Raw genomic sequence first — 14,987 nt, forward strand, 5'->3', positions numbered from 1 at the left:
GCTTTTTCGAAACGGCGGGCCCTTAGCCCGCCGTTTTCTATTTTCGAATTCATTGGGCGGATGCTGCCGCTCAATAGCCGCTCGGGCAACGATCGACATAGACATGGCCGCGGCTGTCGCGATAACGGCAGCGGCCCGGTTCGCTGGCCCGCCCGATCAGCGCGCCGGCCACGGCACCGACCGCGCCGCCGACCACGGCGCCCTGGACGGGATCGCCCGCCACCGCCGCGCCGACCGCTGCTCCGCCCAGGCCGCCGACGGCCGCGCCTTTTTCCGTCTGCGAACAGGCGCCAAGCGCTGCCGTCAGCACCAGAATGGTCATGATTTTCTTCATTGTCGTTCCTCTCTCACGGGGATCGCCGTCCTCGCCGCCATGTTCCTAACTCCCAGGCGGCCGATTTGATCCCTAGACATTGAAGGCCGGCGCTTCGCCGCGCCTGCCAAGGCCATGCCGATCTCCGGCAAGCATATGAAATCGTTGATGCTCTCACGCCGCAGCGCAGTTCTCTCGCCGGGTTGTCCGTGCAGCGCGCCGGCGTGGCTATCGGCCCGCTTCGGTCGCGTATATGAAAAGCTGGCGGGCGTGGCCCGTCAGACAAGAGCAGGCGAGATGGCCGGAGAGACAGATCTGAAGACATTGCTGGCGTCGATGATGCCGCAATTGATTGCCGGCATCCATGTCTTCGCCACGCTGCCGGCGGGTGTATCGGTTCCGGAAGGACTCGAAGCGGTCATGCTGTTTCGCGAATGCGAAGGCACGACATTGATCCTGCCCGAAGACGAGGCGCAGGCAGCCGGGCTGGAAGCCGTTTTCCGCTGCCGCATGATAACGCTGAACATCCATTCGTCGCTGGAAGCCGTCGGCTTCCTCGCCGCCATCACCGCACGCCTCGCCGCCGCCGGCATGGGCGTCAATCCCGTCTCCGCCTTCTATCATGACCATCTGTTCGTGCCGGTCGACCGGGCCGAGGAAGCGATGAGGTTGCTGCGGGAACTGGCGGCGGAAAATCGGACATAGGCCGGCGCCCCCCTCATCCGCCTGCCGGCACCTTCTCCCCATATAAGGACGGGGGGAAGGTGAGCTAACGGCCGAAGGCCGAGCCCGCGACTGCGGGCCGCCGGTCGTCCGGCGCCCTCGCGGAGGGCCAGCCGCGGCAGCGGCGGTGCGGCCCGCGAGCGAAAGCCAAACAGCCGTCAGGCTGCCTTCTTCTTCGGCTGGATCAGGCCGCGCTCGACCAGCAGTTCGGCGATCTGCACTGCGTTGAGGGCGGCGCCCTTGCGCAGATTGTCGGAAACGATCCACATCGACAGGCCGTTGTCGATGGTCGAATCCTCGCGGATGCGCGAGATGAAGGTGGCGTCCTCGCCGGCCGATTCCAGCGGCGTGATGTAGCCGCCGTCCTCGCGCTTGTCCAAGACCTGGCAGCCCGGCGCCTCGCGCAGGATGTCGCGCGCCTCGTCGGCGGTGATCGGGTTCTCGAACTCGATGTTGACCGCTTCCGAATGGCCGATGAACACCGGCACGCGCACGCAGGTCGCCGTCAGCTTGATCTTGGGATCGAGCATCTTCTTGGTCTCGGCGACCATCTTCCACTCTTCCTTGGTGAAGCCGTCATCGAGGAAAACGTCGATATGCGGGATCACGTTGAAGGCGATGCGCTTGGTGAACTTCTTGACGTCGACCTGGTCGGCGACGAACACGGCGCGGGTCTGCGTGAACAGCTCGTCCATGCCTTCCTTGCCGGCGCCCGACACCGACTGGTAGGTGGCCACGACGATGCGCTTGATGGTGGCCGCGTCATGCAGCGGCTTCAGCGCCACGACGAGCTGCGCCGTCGAGCAGTTCGGGTTGGCGATGATGTTCTTGCGGGTGAACAGCGAGATCGCATCCGGGTTCACTTCCGGGACGATCAGCGGCACGTCGGCGTCGTAGCGGAAGGCCGAGGAATTGTCGATGACGACGCAGCCCTGCTTGCCGATCTTGGGTGACCATTCCTTCGAGACATTGCCGCCGGCCGACATGATGCAGATGTCGGTGTCGGAAAAGTCGTAGGTGTCGAGTGCGCGGACCTTCAGCGTGCGGTCGCCGAACGACACTTCCGTGCCCTGGCTGCGGCGCGAGGCAAGCGCCACCACTTCGCTGACCGGAAAACCGCGCTCTTCCAGTATGTTGAGCATTTCGCGGCCCACATTGCCCGTGGCGCCAACTACCGCAACCTTGAAACTCATAAAGATCTCCTATCCCTCTCCGCTTGGTTGTTGGAGAAAACCCGCCGGCCAGGTGCGGGTTCCGTCCCCCGGGCCGAACCCGGGAGAGGGTGGTCAGGCCAAGGGAATCACACCGTTTTGGTGGTGGTTTTGGCCGTTACTTTGCTGGAACGGGGGGACGCGCCGAAACGCCCGGCGCAATGATGCTCATTGCGGCTGGGGGCATCGAATGCAAGAAGAGCCATCAAAAGGCCGCGCATCGAAAAACGATCCCGTTCGAAGCGGGCTTTTACGCGGTTTGCGGCAGGAGTCAATCAGTGGTGTTTCTTCCTTCCCTCCTTGCGGGAGAAGGGAAGGCGGTGCCGCCTGCCCTGTACAAGAGCGGCGCCAGCAAGTACGAACGGGCGAGATCGTCTGGCTGGCGCTGCGCCAGCCCTGTATGTGCTCCATGATGAGCGCAAGCCCTGAATTCCGAAAGAGTGAGATGTCCAACTTCGAAGCACTTGTTCCTGCGCTGGCAAAGGCGCTGGAAAAACGCGGCTATGCCGAACTGACGCCGGTGCAGAAGGCGGTCCTGGAACTTGGCCAGGCCGACGCGCTGGTGTCGGCGCAGACCGGCTCCGGCAAGACGGTGGCCTTCGGCCTTGCCATGGCGCCGACGCTCCTCGGCGGCGCCGACCGCTTTGCCCATGCCGCGGCCCCGCTGGCGCTGGCGGTGGCGCCGACGCGCGAGCTGGCGCTGCAGGTGACGCGCGAACTGGAATGGCTCTACGAGCTGACCGGCGCCACGGTCGCCTCCTGCGTCGGCGGCATGGACATGCGCACCGAACGGCGCGCGCTGGAGCGCGGCGCCCATATCGTCGTCGGCACCCCCGGTCGGCTGCGCGACCACATCACGCGGAACTCGCTCGACATGTCGGCGCTGAAGGCGGTGGTGCTGGACGAAGCCGACGAGATGCTCGATCTCGGTTTTCGCGAGGACCTGGAATTCATCCTCGACGCCGCCCCCGCCGAGCGCCGCACGCTGATGTTTTCGGCCACCGTGCCGCGCTCCATCGCAACCCTCGCCCAGGGCTATCAACGTGACGCCGTGCGCATCTCGGCCGCCGGCGAGGAGAAGCAGCATCTCGACATCGAATACCGGGCGCTCAGCGTCGCCCAGGCCGATCGCGAGAACGCCATCATCAATGTGCTGCGTTTCTACGAGGCGAAAAACGCGCTGGTGTTCTGCAACACCCGTGCCGCCGTCAACCATCTCACCGCACGCTTCAACAACCGCAATTTTTCAGTCGTCGCGCTCTCGGGCGAGCTCAGCCAGAACGAACGCAGCCACGCGCTGCAGGCGATGCGCGATGGCCGCGCCAAGGTCTGCATCGCCACCGACGTCGCGGCGCGCGGCATCGACCTGCCCAATCTGGAGCTGGTCATCCATGCCGACCTGCCGACCAACCCGGAAACGCTGCTGCACCGAAGCGGCCGCACCGGACGCGCGGGTCGCAAGGGCGTCAGCGCGCTGATCGTGCCCAACAGCGCCCGCAGGCGAACCGAACGCCTGCTGGCGAGCGCAAAGCTGACCGCGACATGGGCAAGTCCGCCATCCGCCGACGACGTGATCCGCCGCGATGACGAGCGCATCCTTGCCGATCCCACCTTCGATGAACCGGTGAAGGACGACGAACGCGGCTTCATCGACGCGCTTCTCGCCAAGCACGGCGCCGAGCAGGTGACGGCCGCCTTCGTGCGGCTGTGCCGCTCGAGCCGCTCGGCGCCAGAGGATCTGATGGACGTCGCGCCGTTCACGCCGTCGCGTGAAAGACCGGCGGGCGAAAACTTCGCGCGCCGCGACGAGGCGCCCAGCCGCCGCGACGATTTCGGCGCCAGCGTCTGGTTTTCGCTGTCGGTCGGGCGCCGGCAGAATGCCGAGCCACGCTGGCTGATTCCGATGCTGTGCCGCACCGGCAGCATCACCAAGCGCGAGATCGGCGCCATCAAGATGCAGCCGGAAGAGACCTTCGTGCAGATCGCCGCCGACTGGGCCGACCGTTTCCTCGCCGCCGTTGGTCCCGACCGCAAATTGCAGGGTAACATCGTGGTGAAACGGCTGGACGGCATGCCGGACCTGTCGCGCGCCGGCTACCAGCCGCCAGGTCCGGACAAGAAACCGCATCGCGGCAAGGCGCCGTTCGACCCGAACGCGCCGAAGCGCAAATTCGAGAAGCGCGCGCCGGCTGGCGACCAGCGCCCCGCCGCATCTGACGCGAAGCCCTGGGCGAAAAAGCCGGGCAAGCCGAAATTCGACAACGCCGGACCGCCGAAACCCAAGAAGGCGAAGAAGCGGCCGAGCTGAGATCTCCCGGCCATGCCGTCACGATGGCTGCCGCGCCAGCCGTCGCATTTTCATGCTGCCCCTTGCGATCCGCCGGAACTTTGAACAGTCTGGTCGGGCGTTCGGGGGATCGGGGCATGCGCGGCGAAGTTCTTCACTATGACGAGACCCAGGGCTTCGGCTTCATCACCGGGGCGGATGGTGAGCGCTATACTTTCGCGCGTGAGGATCTGCGCCGCGAAATCGCAATTGCCCGAGGCACGGCCGTTGAATTCCAGCCCGGCGGCGGCCAGGCGCGCGACATCTTCCCGGCCGGCGCCCAATCCGCGCCTCCAACCGGCGTGGCCGCCGGCGCCCATGCGCGAACCGGTGCGTCCGTCTCTTCCGCTGCTCAAATCGCACAGCCGCGGCATTTTGGCCGCGCCGCCAGCACCGGGCCGGCCGAGCCCGGCCTGTGGGGTCATTTCTGGCGCGGCATCACCGAGAATTATTTCAACTTCACCGGCCGCGCCCGCCGCAAGGAATACTGGGCCTATTGCCTGTTCTGGTTCGTCGCGCTGCTGGCAGTGACCGGCATCGGCATTTTCGCCGATGCCGCGATGGGCAATCTCGACGACGCTGAAATGCCGGCGGTAACGATTGGCCTGTTCGGCCTTTTCCTACTTGCGACCTTTCTGCCTGGCCTCGGCATGACCGTGCGTCGTCTGCACGATATCGGCCTGACCGGCTGGCTTTTCCTGGTGATCCTGATCCCCACCATCGGCAGCCTGATCATCCTGGTCTTCGCGCTCATCCCGACCCAGGCCCGGGAGAACCAGTGGGGACCGGTGCCGGCGGGCGCCAGAACGTAGCCCTGCGTGCGTATTGCAATTACATGCAACTTTAAGTAGCGTCTCGCGACGCAATGTGAAATGGGGCAGAGCATGCGCGGGACGGTGTTCCACTATGACGAAGGCCAGGACTACGGCTACATCAACGGAACCGACGGCAAACGCTACATCTTTTCCCGTATCGATTTCAGCCTGGAACTGCCCCTCGGCAGGGGTACCCTTGTCGAGTTCCAGCCGGGCGACGGCACGGCGCACAACATTGTCGCCACGGCCTCGGCCGCATCGTCGTCAACCACCGGTCAGCCACGGCAGACCAGCCGTTCTGCCCGAAGCCGGCCCGCCTACTCCACAGGGCTGTGGGCTTATTTCTGGCGCGCGGTGATCGCGGATTATGGCAATTTCACCGGACGCTCCCGCCGCAAGGAATTCTGGGCCTTCTGGCTATTCTACACCCTCGGGGTGCTCGCGCTTTTCGGCTTCGGGATACTTGTTGAACTGGCGATCAACGGCTTCGAAACCAACGCGGACAGGACGCCGATGGGGTTCATAGGGTTCATACCCCTACTGGTGTTCTTTTCGGGATTGATCCTGCCTTGCATTGCGCTCCTCGTACGGCGTGCGCATGACGCCGGCCTGAGCGGCTGGTTTGCCCTGCTTTGCTTCATCCCGCTCATTGGCGGCATCGCCGTGCTAGTCTTCGGGCTTATGCCGCCTCAGCTGGGCGAAAATCCTTGGGGACCGGTGCCGGCGGGCGTCAGGGTCTGACCGCCCCCAGCGCCTCGCCCGAAAGCCTGAGAAAGATCTTCTGGCCGTGGCGTTCGGCGCCAAGCCGGTCGTAGAAGCGCAGCGCGCCTTCGTTCCAGTCCTCGGTGGTCAGGTCGATGCGGCCGATGCCGTTGCGCCGGCAATGGTCGGCGAGAAAGCCGACCAGCGCCCGGCCGACGCCGGCGTTGCGAGCCTTGTCGTGCACGAACAGATCCTTGAGGAACAATAGCCGCTCGAGGTCGATGCCGGGATGCGCGATCGCTACCGACGCCAGGCCGCTGATCTCGGCCCCGATGAAGGCCAGCGCGAAATGCGGATAGGCCGGGCTTTCCTCATCCAGCCATTTGCGTGCCGCCGACAAGGCGCGCTCGTGGTCGAGCGGCGGCTGCCGGTAGTGCACCGCCATGTCGCACAGCATTGTGGCGAGCGCCGTCGCGTCGCCGGTCGTCGCCCAGCGGACGTCGACCGTCATGGGCTCAGCCCAGGAACTTGGCGATGATCGCGTCGCCCATCTCGACCGTGCCGACCTCGGTCATGCCAGCCGAGAGGATGTCCTTGGTGCGCAGCCCGTCGTCCAGCACGGCAGCGATTGCCGCTTCGAGCTTGTCGGCTTCATCGACCATGGCGAAGGAATAGCGCAGGCACATGGCGAAGGAAGCGATCATGGCGATCGGGTTGGCGATGCCCTTGCCGGCGATATCGGGCGCCGAACCGTGCACCGGCTCGTAAAGCGCCTTGCGCTTCTTGGTCTTGGCATCAGGCGCGCCGAGCGAGGCGGAAGGCAGCATGCCGATCGAGCCGGTCAGCATGGCGGCGATATCGGACAGCATGTCGCCGAACAGGTTATCGGTGACGATGACGTCGAACTGCTTGGGCCAGCGCACCAGTTGCATGCCGCCGGCATCGGCCAGCATGTGGTCGAGCTTGACGTCGGAATATCGGGCCTTGTGGGTCTGGGTGACGACCTCGTTCCACAACACGCCGGACTTCATGACGTTGCGCTTTTCCATCGAGGTGACATGGTTCTTGCGCGTGCGCGCCAATTCGAAGGCGACGCCCGAAATGCGCTCGATCTCGAATGTGTCGTAGACCTGGGTGTCGATGCCGCGCTTCTGGCCGTTGCCGAGATCGATGATCTGCTTGGGCTCGCCGAAATAGACGCCGCCGGTCAGTTCGCGCACGATCAATATGTCGAGGCCTTCGACCACCTCTTGCTTCAGCGAGGAGGACGCCGCCAGCGCCGGATAGCAGATCGCGGGCCTGAGATTGGCAAACAGCTCCATGTCCTTGCGCAGGCGCAGCAGGCCGGCCTCGGGGCGAACCTCGTAAGGCACGGCATCCCATTTCGGCCCGCCGACGGCGCCGAACAGCACGGCGTCGGCGGCAACAGCCTTTTCCATGTCGGCATCGGAAATCGCGGCACCATGTGCATCGTAGGCGCAGCCGCCGACCAGCCCCTCGTCGGTGGCGAAGCCGCTGCCGAGCTTCTCGTTCATGGCCGCTATCAGCTTCTTGACCTCGGCCATGGCCTCGGGGCCGATGCCGTCGCCGGGAAGCAGGAAGAGATGTTTCGAAGCCATGGAGAGCCGTCCCAGAAAGAATGCGTTTCGATTTTGCACAGCATCCTTCGCGCGCCAATGAGGCGCGCGGCGCTGTGCGACCGCGGCCTTGCTAACCGCCAAGCGGTTGCGACGCAAGGAGGAACAATTGCCGAAGGCGGCTAAGTGCGTAATCTCCCCCCTTGAGGGGGAGATGGCCGGCAGGCCAGAGGGGGGCGCTGTCCGCCAACATGTCCAGGCCTGCAGTCGCCTCGGCGCTTTGCAGATATTCACCGATGCGAGAGAATGTTGACCAGCCGACCGAAAGGATCGCGCACATAGAAGCGCCGCACGCCCCAGGGCTCGTCGGCCGGTCCGTATTCGATGGCGAAGCCGGCTGCCTTCATGGCGTCGAGTGCGGCATCAACGTCGTCGACCTCGATCGACAGGTCCGGCACCGGCGTGCCCGACCCGCCTTGCGCCATGAAGCTGACCTGCACCTGCATCCTTTCCTCGGACCCGTAGGTGACGATCCAGCCTTGATCCATGAGCACATCGAGGCCGAGCACGTCATGGTAGAAGCGCCTCGCCGATGCCGCGTCCTTTGTTTCGATATTGGCTACGATGCGCCGCACCTTCATGGCATTGGCCCTCCTCAGTCTGTGCGCCGAAGCGCCGTCACCTCGATTTCGATCTTCATCTCCGGTCTGTTGAGCTGGCACACGATCATCGTCGCCGCCGGCCTGATCTCGCCGAACGCCTCGCCGAGAATGGGGAACACCACGTCGACGAAGGCCTGGTCGGTTATGTAGTAATGCGCGCGCACCACATCCTCCATATCGAAGCCGCCGTCCAGCAAGGCTTTGGCGATGGTTGCCAGGCAGTTGCGCGTCTGGGCCTCGACTGTTTCCGGCATCGTCATCGAGGCATAGTCATAGCCGGTCGTGCCGGACACGAAACACCAGTCGCCCTGCACCACGGCGCGCGAATAGCCGGCGGTCTTCTCGAAGGGCGAACCGGTGGAGATCAGCTTTCGCATGGCATCCTCGCAAAGGGGTGTTGGCAACCACTTTGCGGGCAAAAGCCTCGCGCGGCCATAGGCCAGACGGAGCTGGCCGTTGTCCCGATGATCTTGATCGTCCGCTGGGCCTCAGCTCGCCAGCCGGCTGACCATCTCGTGCTGGGCGTAGGCCCGGCCGAAGCGGTTGGCGAGGAAGGCGTCGAGCGCGATGTCCTCCTGCTTGACGAAGCCGGTCGCCGGCAAGGTACCGTCGGCCAGCATGTCGAGCACGGCGCAGATTCCGGATGCCGTGGTGATCTGGATGGCGCTGCGCACCGTCTGGCCGACCCGCTTCGAATAGATCTTGTTGGCGTAGGTCTCCTGCAGCAGGCGGCCGTTCTTGCGCCCCGAGACGGTGACGAAGACGATGACCACGTCCTGCAGCGTCGCTGGCAGCGCGCTTTCGAAAATGTCCTTCAACACCTCGCGGCGGTGACGCAGGCCGAGATCGTTGAGCAGCGCCTTCATGATGGCGGCGTGGCCGGGATAGCGGATGGTGCGATAGTTGAGCGTGCGCACCTTGCCCTTCAGCGTCTCCGCCAAAGTGCCGAGCCCGCCCGAGGTGTTGAAGGCCTCGTAGGTTACCCCGTCGAGCGAGAATTCCTCGCGCTCCTCCAGCGGCGGCACCTCGACCAGCTCGCCCTCGACGATCGCCTCGCAGGGCTCGCAATATTCGTTGATGACGCCGTCGGTGCTCCAGGTCAGATTGTAGTTCAGCGCGTTCGAGGGATATTGCGGCAGCGCGCCGACCCGCATGCGCACGCTTTCCAGCGTGTCGAAACGGCTGGCGAGATCGTTGGCGACGATCGAGATGAAGCCCGGCGCCAGCCCGCATTGCGGGATGAAGGCGCTGTTGGCCGAACGCGCCAGTTCCTTCACGCGCCGGGTCGAGACGACGTCCTCCGTGAGATCGAGATAATGCACGTCGGCGCTTGCGGCAGCTTCGGCGATGCGCGTGGTCAGATGGAAGGGAGCGGCGCTGAGCACCGCGAATTTTCCGGCGAGCGCAGCTTCCAGCGTGCCCGCGGCCGCGATGTCGAGTTCGAGCGTCTCTACTCCGTCAGGCAATTCAGCCGCGGCAAGCTGCGCGGCCGAGCGGTCGACGAGGGTGACATGATAGTCCCTGGTTGAAAACAGCATCTCGGCAATGGTCGAGCCGATCTTGCCGGCGCCGACGACAACAATTTTCTTCATGACCCGGTTCCCTCGCCCGACAGTTGATTTGTCCCGCTACAATCGCGGCTTGCCGGACGAAAGGAAGCGTGGAATTATGCGAAATGAAGCACAGTTTCTATCAATATGCCGACCAGGTTCGTTGAAATGCTGAGTGATGCCGACCAGGCCCTGCTTGCCCTGCTGCGCGAGAACGCCCGCGCCTCGACCGCCGCGCTGGCGCGCCGGCTCGGCGTGTCGCGCACCACGGTGCAGAGCCGCATCGAACGGCTGGAGCAGCGCGGCATCATAGCCGGCTACGGCGTCAAGCTTGCGCCCGATTATGAACAGGGACTGGTGCGGGCGCATGTGCTGCTCACCGTAACGCCCAAGCTCGCCGACAAGGTGGTGCGCAGCCTGCGCGCCCTGGCGCCGGTCAGGACGCTGCATTCGGTGAGCGGCAATTTCGACATGATCGTCATCGCCGACGCGCCGTCGATCAAGGACCTGGACACGTTGCTCGACCAGATCGGCGCCCTCGAAGGGGTCGAACGGACGTCGTCGTCGATCATCCTGTCGACGCGCATCGATCGCTAGAGCACTTGGGCCACAGACGATCTGGATGAAGGCGCCCGCCTCAGCCTCCCAGCGGGTAGGGCATGTAGCCGACGAAGCCCGCGATCTTCCAGATGCCGCCGACCTTCCTGCAGAAATACAGCGTCTGCCATTTCAGCCGATCGACATCGCCATCCGCCTTGGCGACGGTGCCGTCGAATTTCTTGTGCAGCACGGCGCGGTCGCCGTCGACATCAATGTCGCGCAGATTGGTGACGCGGAACAGCGCCTCGCGCAGCGGCTCGGCGAATTTGGTCGCCGCCGTTTCCTTGGCCTGGCGCAGCCACTCGTCGCGATAGATCTCCAGCCGCGGGAACTGCAGCCGCCAGGCGTCGGCGTTGGCAAGAAAATGCGCATGCATGCCGAAGAAGCTTTCGGCGATGAAATCGTCCTCGACCATGGACCAGTCCTGACCGATGAAGGCATCGATGTCGCGCCGCACCAGCATCTCCCAGAGGGCGTGGCGGTCGGCATCACCTGATGGAAACGGGTTCTTGTCGAAGGTCATTCTCGGTTCTCCGCTCTGGAAATGCGCCCGTCCGTTTCAGGCCCGGCCGGCGAGCGCGCACGATGCAAGCGCTTCTGTAATAAAGCAACATGGATTTCCAGGAATGTTGCTTTCCAACAAGACCTCTATCGGGATCGCCTCGATCGGGGTAAATCTCGGCCGAAGCGGGCGCTCCCATCGTGTCCCGTCATAGCATCAGAGGAGGTCCGCTCTTGCCCAAGCAATGTTTTGGAACGTCGCATGTCCCGCTGTCACCCGCGGTGCGGGCCGGCGACTTCGTCTATATCTCGGGCCAGGTGCCGGTCGGCGGCGACGGCATCGTGGTCAGGGGCGGCATATCCGAACAGACGGAGCAGGTGCTTTCCAACGTCAAAGCGGCGCTCGCGCTGGCCGGCTGCACCATGGACGATGTGGTCAAGACCACCGTCTGGCTGGAGGACGCGCGCGACTTCGGCGCCTTCAACGCCGTCTATGCCAGGCATTTCCCGAAGAACCCGCCGGCCCGCACCACGGTCGAATCGCGGCTGATGATCGACATCAAGATCGAAGTGGAAGCCGTCGCCTACCGGCCGCTCTGACGGCCGTCGGCGAGGATGGAACGAAGCGGAGAGGCGCGCCCGATGCAATTTGATCTTCTGTTCAAGGGCGGGCGGCTGATCGATCCGGCGGCCGGGCTCGACGCGCCGCGCGATCTTGCCATCGCCAATGGCCGCATCGCCGCCGTCGACGCCGACATTCCCGCCGACCGGGCGGCCAGCGTTATCGATGCCAAGGGCTGCATCGTGGCGCCCGGCCTCGTCGACCTGCACAGCCACGTCTATTGGGGCGGCACCTCGCTCGGCGTCGATGCCGACCGGCTGGCGGCCAAGAGCGGCACCACCACCTTCATTGATGCCGGCAGTGCCGGCGCCGGCAATTTCCTCGGCTTCCGCCGCCATGTCATGGAGCGCTCGAAGGTGCGCATCCTGGCTTATGTCAACATCTCCTTCGCCGGCATTTTCGGCTTCTCGCAGACCGTCTCGGTCGGCGAGTGCAGCGATCTCAGGCTCTGCGAACCGCGCGAAGTGGTGGCGGCGGTGCGCGAGCACGCGGACGTCGTCGTCGGCGTCAAGGTCCGCTCCGGCAAGCATGCCGGCGGCACCAGCGGCATCGCGCCGGTCGATCTGGCGCTGGAGGCGGCCGACAAATCCGGTCTGCCGCTGATGGCGCACATAGACGAACCGCCGCCCGGGCGCTCGGAAGTGCTGCCGCGCCTGCGCAGGGGCGACATTCTCACCCACTGCTTCCGACCGTTTCCGAACGCGCCGGTCTTCGCCTCCGGCGCCGTGCGGCCCGACATGCGGCTGGCGCGCGAGCGTGGCGTCATCTTCGATCTCGGCCACGGCATGGGCTCGTTCGACTTCGAGGTCGCTCGCGCCATGCTGGCCGAAGGGCTGGCGCCCGACGTCATCTCGAGCGACGTGCATCTCTACTGCGTCGACGGTCCGGCCTTCGACATACTGGTGTGCATGTCGAAGCTGCTGGCGCTCGGCATGCCGCTGGTCGAGGTGTTGCGCGCCGCCACCCAAGCGCCGGCGCAGGCGATCGCGCGGCCTGATCTGGGCACGCTCAAGGTCGGAACCGCCGGCGACGTCGCGCTGCTGCGGCAGCACTCCGGCCGCTTCACCTTTGTCGACGCGGTCGGCGCCTCGCTGGTCGCCGACCAGCGGCTGGTCTGCGAAGGCATCGCCATCGGCGGCGCCTGGTGGCCGAACGAGACGATGAACGATGTCGGCGACACCGAGCGTTTCGAGGCGCATGTGGGGCATACGCATGTCGAGGTCGCGGCCAGGCATTTTGGGCACCGGCATGATTGATTGATCTCGGTAGCACTGCGCCGCCTGTCTTGCCGCGGCTGCGAGTTTGGCGAATGGCTTCCCCCACTCCGTCGCTGCTCCGCAGCGCCACCTCTCCCCCTCCGGAGGGAGAGGAAGGGAGCCTCCCGGCATAAGCTCGCGCCCTTCCTCTCCCCCGTCGATCGGGGGAGAGGTGTCGAGCGAAGCTCGACGGAGTGGGGGCGACCTTCCCTTGAAGCAACGCTTCCGCTTCACCGTCGCGCGTTGCTGACCGCCCCATAAACCGGCGTATCAATCCCCTCCATCCGCGCCTTGATCTGCAGCGCCACATATTTCGAATAGAAGCGCGAGAGCGCCAGATTGCCGCCGTGGAACCACAGCGCTTCCTGTGCCGTCGGTTTCCACATGTTGCGCAGTTCGCCCTGCCATGGCCCGGGGTCGCCCTTGACGCCGGAGCCGAGGCCCCAGCACGGGCCGACCCTGTCGGCGACCTCGCGCGAGACGATTTGCGCCACGGTTTCGTTCATCGACTGATAGCCGGTGCAGGCGATGATGGCGTCGGCTTCAAGCTCGCTGCCGTCCTCGAAGAGAATGCCTTTCGCGGTCAGCGACTTGATCGCCACGCCGCTGCGGATGCCGATCTTGCCGTCGATGATCAGGTCCGAGGCGCCGACATCGATGTAGTAGCCGGAGCCGGTGCGGTAGGCCTTCATCAGCAGGCCCGTCTCGTCGTCGCCGAAGTCGAGGGCGAACCCGGCGGCGCGAAGCCGCTCGTAAAAAGCCGCGTCGCGTGCGCGGATGACGTCGTAGAGCGCCCGCTGGCCCTTGGGCACCAGCGCGAAGGGCGTCGAGGCGACGATCATGTCGGCCTTTTCGGTGGTGATGCCGCGCGCCAGCGCGTTCTCCGAAAAGATCTCGAAACCGACTTCCATCAGCGTGTCCGATTTGACCACGGTCGTCGGCGAACGCTGGATCATGGTGACCTCGGCGCCGCTTTCCCAGAGATCGACGCAGACGTCATGCCCGGAGCTCGCCGCGCCGATGACCGCGGTCTTTTTGCCGCGGAGCTTCTCGCCGCTGGAATACTGGCTGGAATGCAGCAGCTCGCCCTTAAAGTCACCGGCGCCCGGCAGGTCGATCGGCCGCGCCGGACCGTAGGCGCCGGTGGCGAAGACGATGTGCTTGGGCTTCAGCGTGATGTGCTGGCCGACGCGGTCCACGACCACGGTCCAGACCTTCTCGGCCTCGTCATAGCTGGCGCTGACGCATCTGGTGGCGACCCAATAGTTGAGCTCCATGACGCGCGTGTACATTTCCAGCCAGTCGCCCATCTTGTCCTTGGGCGTGAAGACCGGCCAATTGTCGGGAAACGGAATGTAAGGCAGATGGTCGTACCAGACCGGATCGTGCAGCACGAGCGTGCGGTAGCGCTTGCGCCAGGAATCGCCCGGCCGGGCATTCTTCTCGATGACGATCGAGGGCACGCCGAGCTGCCTGAGCCGCGCGCCCAGCATGATGCCGCCCTGGCCGCCGCCGATGACCAGGCAATAGGGCTGCTCGGAAGCGCCAAGCTCGCGGGTCTCGCGCGCGCGCGCCTCCGACCAGGTCTCGCGCTCCGGGTCGGCCTTGTGGCGCACGCCCAGCGGCCGCGTCGCGCCCTTGCGCTCCTCGAATCCTTTCAGGTCGGTCATTGCCGTGAACAATGTCCGGCAGCGGCCGTCGCGCAGGCGCATGATGCCCTGGCCCGAGGCCACGGCGGTCTCGAAGGTGAACCAGGCCTCGATTATCCCCTCGTCCGAGGTGGCTTCGCCGGTGAGCTGCCATCTTGCCGGCCGCGTCGCTGCCAGCGTCGCCTTCAGCATGTCGGCGATCGCCTCGCGCCCTTCCATCGTGGTGACGTTCCAGGTGAAGGTCAGGAGGTCACGCCAGTAGCAATCGTCGACGAACAGGTTGGCCGCGGCCGCTATGTCACCGGCTTCGAGCGCCTTGTCGAAAGCGCCGAGCCATGCGGCTGCCTGTTGCGATGGTGCTATTTCGAGCATTTGTTTCCCTCTTTTTCGCGTTGGCGCTGTCCGGTGTTCCCTTCTCCCCTTGTGGGAGAAGGTGGCCTCGCGGAGCGAGGTCGGATGAGGGGTGCTCCAGCTCGGGAC

16 protein-coding genes are annotated in these 14,987 nt (G+C 65.1%); 7 read left to right on the plus strand and 9 right to left on the minus strand.

What is annotated here, in order from left to right:
* Positions 1-70 precede the first annotated feature (70 nt).
* Complete coding sequence (locus tag FJ490_RS09150; protein WP_140492153.1) at positions 71-334, minus strand: glycine zipper domain-containing protein; 264 nt, start codon at positions 332-334, stop codon at positions 71-73.
* A gap of 276 nt (positions 335-610) precedes the next feature.
* Between FJ490_RS09150 and FJ490_RS09155 the strand changes: the two genes are divergently transcribed.
* A complete protein-coding gene (locus FJ490_RS09155) occupies positions 611-1,018 on the plus strand; it encodes an ACT domain-containing protein (RefSeq protein WP_140524566.1) in 408 nt (135 codons plus the stop codon).
* Positions 1,019-1,194: 176 nt separating this feature from the next.
* Here the strand turns inward: FJ490_RS09155 and FJ490_RS09160 are convergent, their stop codons facing one another.
* Positions 1,195-2,229 (minus strand): aspartate-semialdehyde dehydrogenase, encoded by a 1,035-nt coding sequence (locus FJ490_RS09160; RefSeq protein ID WP_140492147.1) that lies wholly within the window; start codon positions 2,227-2,229, stop codon positions 1,195-1,197.
* A 463-nt stretch (positions 2,230-2,692) separates the two neighbouring features.
* Between FJ490_RS09160 and FJ490_RS09170 the strand changes: the two genes are divergently transcribed.
* The 3 genes from FJ490_RS09170 (at position 2,693) to FJ490_RS09180 (ending at position 6,129) form a co-directional block, all read left to right on the plus strand.
* Positions 2,693-4,555, plus strand: a complete 1,863-nt coding sequence (locus tag FJ490_RS09170) for a DEAD/DEAH box helicase (RefSeq protein WP_140514040.1) — start codon at positions 2,693-2,695, stop codon at positions 4,553-4,555.
* A gap of 116 nt (positions 4,556-4,671) precedes the next feature.
* Positions 4,672-5,385 (plus strand): DUF805 domain-containing protein, encoded by a 714-nt coding sequence (locus FJ490_RS09175; protein ID WP_140728697.1) that lies wholly within the window; start codon positions 4,672-4,674, stop codon positions 5,383-5,385.
* Positions 5,386-5,457: 72 nt separating this feature from the next.
* Positions 5,458-6,129 (plus strand): DUF805 domain-containing protein, encoded by a 672-nt coding sequence (locus FJ490_RS09180; protein ID WP_140492135.1) that lies wholly within the window; start codon positions 5,458-5,460, stop codon positions 6,127-6,129.
* Here FJ490_RS09180 and FJ490_RS09185 read toward each other — a convergent pair.
* The 5 genes from FJ490_RS09185 to FJ490_RS09205 all read right to left on the minus strand — a co-directional run bounded on the left by FJ490_RS09185 (position 6,119) and on the right by FJ490_RS09205 (position 9,921).
* Positions 6,119-6,601 carry a GNAT family N-acetyltransferase gene (locus FJ490_RS09185; protein ID WP_140728698.1) on the minus strand — a complete coding sequence of 161 codons (483 nt, stop codon included), beginning with the start codon at positions 6,599-6,601 and terminating at the stop codon, positions 6,119-6,121. The two genes, FJ490_RS09180 and FJ490_RS09185, sit on opposite strands and share 11 nt — an antisense overlap.
* A gap of 4 nt (positions 6,602-6,605) precedes the next feature.
* A complete protein-coding gene (gene leuB / locus FJ490_RS09190) occupies positions 6,606-7,709 on the minus strand; it encodes a 3-isopropylmalate dehydrogenase (protein WP_140492129.1) in 1,104 nt (367 codons plus the stop codon).
* 248 nt (positions 7,710-7,957) lie between these two features.
* A complete protein-coding gene (locus FJ490_RS09195) occupies positions 7,958-8,308 on the minus strand; it encodes a VOC family protein (protein ID WP_140728699.1) in 351 nt (116 codons plus the stop codon).
* Positions 8,309-8,322: 14 nt separating this feature from the next.
* A complete protein-coding gene (locus tag FJ490_RS09200) occupies positions 8,323-8,706 on the minus strand; it encodes a RidA family protein (protein WP_140625361.1) in 384 nt (127 codons plus the stop codon).
* Positions 8,707-8,817: 111 nt separating this feature from the next.
* Positions 8,818-9,921, minus strand: coding sequence for a saccharopine dehydrogenase family protein (locus tag FJ490_RS09205; protein ID WP_140514046.1), 1,104 nt, complete (start codon positions 9,919-9,921; stop codon positions 8,818-8,820).
* 126 nt (positions 9,922-10,047) lie between these two features.
* Here FJ490_RS09205 and FJ490_RS09210 point away from each other — a divergent pair, with 126 nt between their 5' ends.
* On the plus strand, positions 10,048-10,476 hold the full coding sequence (locus FJ490_RS09210; protein WP_140492118.1) for an Lrp/AsnC family transcriptional regulator: 429 nt from the start codon (positions 10,048-10,050) through the stop codon (positions 10,474-10,476).
* A 40-nt stretch (positions 10,477-10,516) separates the two neighbouring features.
* Here FJ490_RS09210 and FJ490_RS09215 read toward each other — a convergent pair whose 3' ends face one another.
* Positions 10,517-11,002: a hypothetical protein gene (locus FJ490_RS09215; protein ID WP_140728700.1), complete on the minus strand. Its 486-nt coding sequence runs from the start codon at positions 11,000-11,002 to the stop codon at positions 10,517-10,519.
* A 212-nt stretch (positions 11,003-11,214) separates the two neighbouring features.
* On the opposite strand from FJ490_RS09215, the gene FJ490_RS09220 reads away from it, so the two are divergent.
* Positions 11,215-11,580, plus strand: coding sequence for a RidA family protein (locus tag FJ490_RS09220; RefSeq protein WP_140524551.1), 366 nt, complete (start codon positions 11,215-11,217; stop codon positions 11,578-11,580).
* Between the two features lie 42 nt (positions 11,581-11,622).
* Entirely contained in the window at positions 11,623-12,858 is a 1,236-nt protein-coding gene (locus FJ490_RS09225; RefSeq protein ID WP_140563897.1) for an amidohydrolase/deacetylase family metallohydrolase, read from the plus strand.
* Positions 12,859-13,088: 230 nt separating this feature from the next.
* On the opposite strand, the gene FJ490_RS09230 is transcribed toward FJ490_RS09225, so the two are convergent.
* A complete protein-coding gene (locus FJ490_RS09230; protein ID WP_140662653.1) occupies positions 13,089-14,879 on the minus strand; it encodes an NAD(P)/FAD-dependent oxidoreductase in 1,791 nt (596 codons plus the stop codon).
* Positions 14,880-14,987: the final 108 nt, after the last annotated feature.

It is taken from the genome of Mesorhizobium sp. B2-5-11 (genome assembly GCF_006440835.1).
Classification (GTDB): Bacteria; Pseudomonadota; Alphaproteobacteria; order Rhizobiales; family Rhizobiaceae; genus Mesorhizobium.

Bases quoted from the DNA above. Each gene is read 5' to 3' on its own strand.
- FJ490_RS09230 (WP_140662653.1), bottom strand. From the start codon at position 14,879: ATGCTCGAAATAGCACCATCGCAACAGGCAGCCGCATGGCTCGGCGCT.
- FJ490_RS09200 (WP_140625361.1), bottom strand. From the start codon at position 8,706: ATGCGAAAGCTGATCTCCACCGGTTCGCCCTTCGAGAAGACCGCCGGC.
- FJ490_RS09175 (WP_140728697.1), top strand. From the start codon at position 4,672: ATGCGCGGCGAAGTTCTTCACTATGACGAGACCCAGGGCTTCGGCTTC.
- FJ490_RS09195 (WP_140728699.1), bottom strand. From the start codon at position 8,308: ATGAAGGTGCGGCGCATCGTAGCCAATATCGAAACAAAGGACGCGGCA.
- FJ490_RS09205 (WP_140514046.1), bottom strand. From the start codon at position 9,921: ATGAAGAAAATTGTTGTCGTCGGCGCCGGCAAGATCGGCTCGACCATT.
- FJ490_RS09215 (WP_140728700.1), bottom strand. From the start codon at position 11,002: ATGACCTTCGACAAGAACCCGTTTCCATCAGGTGATGCCGACCGCCAC.
- FJ490_RS09155 (WP_140524566.1), top strand. From the start codon at position 611: ATGGCCGGAGAGACAGATCTGAAGACATTGCTGGCGTCGATGATGCCG.
- FJ490_RS09225 (WP_140563897.1), top strand. From the start codon at position 11,623: ATGCAATTTGATCTTCTGTTCAAGGGCGGGCGGCTGATCGATCCGGCG.
- FJ490_RS09160 (WP_140492147.1), bottom strand. From the start codon at position 2,229: ATGAGTTTCAAGGTTGCGGTAGTTGGCGCCACGGGCAATGTGGGCCGC.
- FJ490_RS09170 (WP_140514040.1), top strand. From the start codon at position 2,693: ATGTCCAACTTCGAAGCACTTGTTCCTGCGCTGGCAAAGGCGCTGGAA.
- FJ490_RS09210 (WP_140492118.1), top strand. From the start codon at position 10,048: ATGCTGAGTGATGCCGACCAGGCCCTGCTTGCCCTGCTGCGCGAGAAC.
- leuB (WP_140492129.1), bottom strand. From the start codon at position 7,709: ATGGCTTCGAAACATCTCTTCCTGCTTCCCGGCGACGGCATCGGCCCC.
- FJ490_RS09185 (WP_140728698.1), bottom strand. From the start codon at position 6,601: ATGACGGTCGACGTCCGCTGGGCGACGACCGGCGACGCGACGGCGCTC.
- FJ490_RS09180 (WP_140492135.1), top strand. From the start codon at position 5,458: ATGCGCGGGACGGTGTTCCACTATGACGAAGGCCAGGACTACGGCTAC.
- FJ490_RS09150 (WP_140492153.1), bottom strand. From the start codon at position 334: ATGAAGAAAATCATGACCATTCTGGTGCTGACGGCAGCGCTTGGCGCC.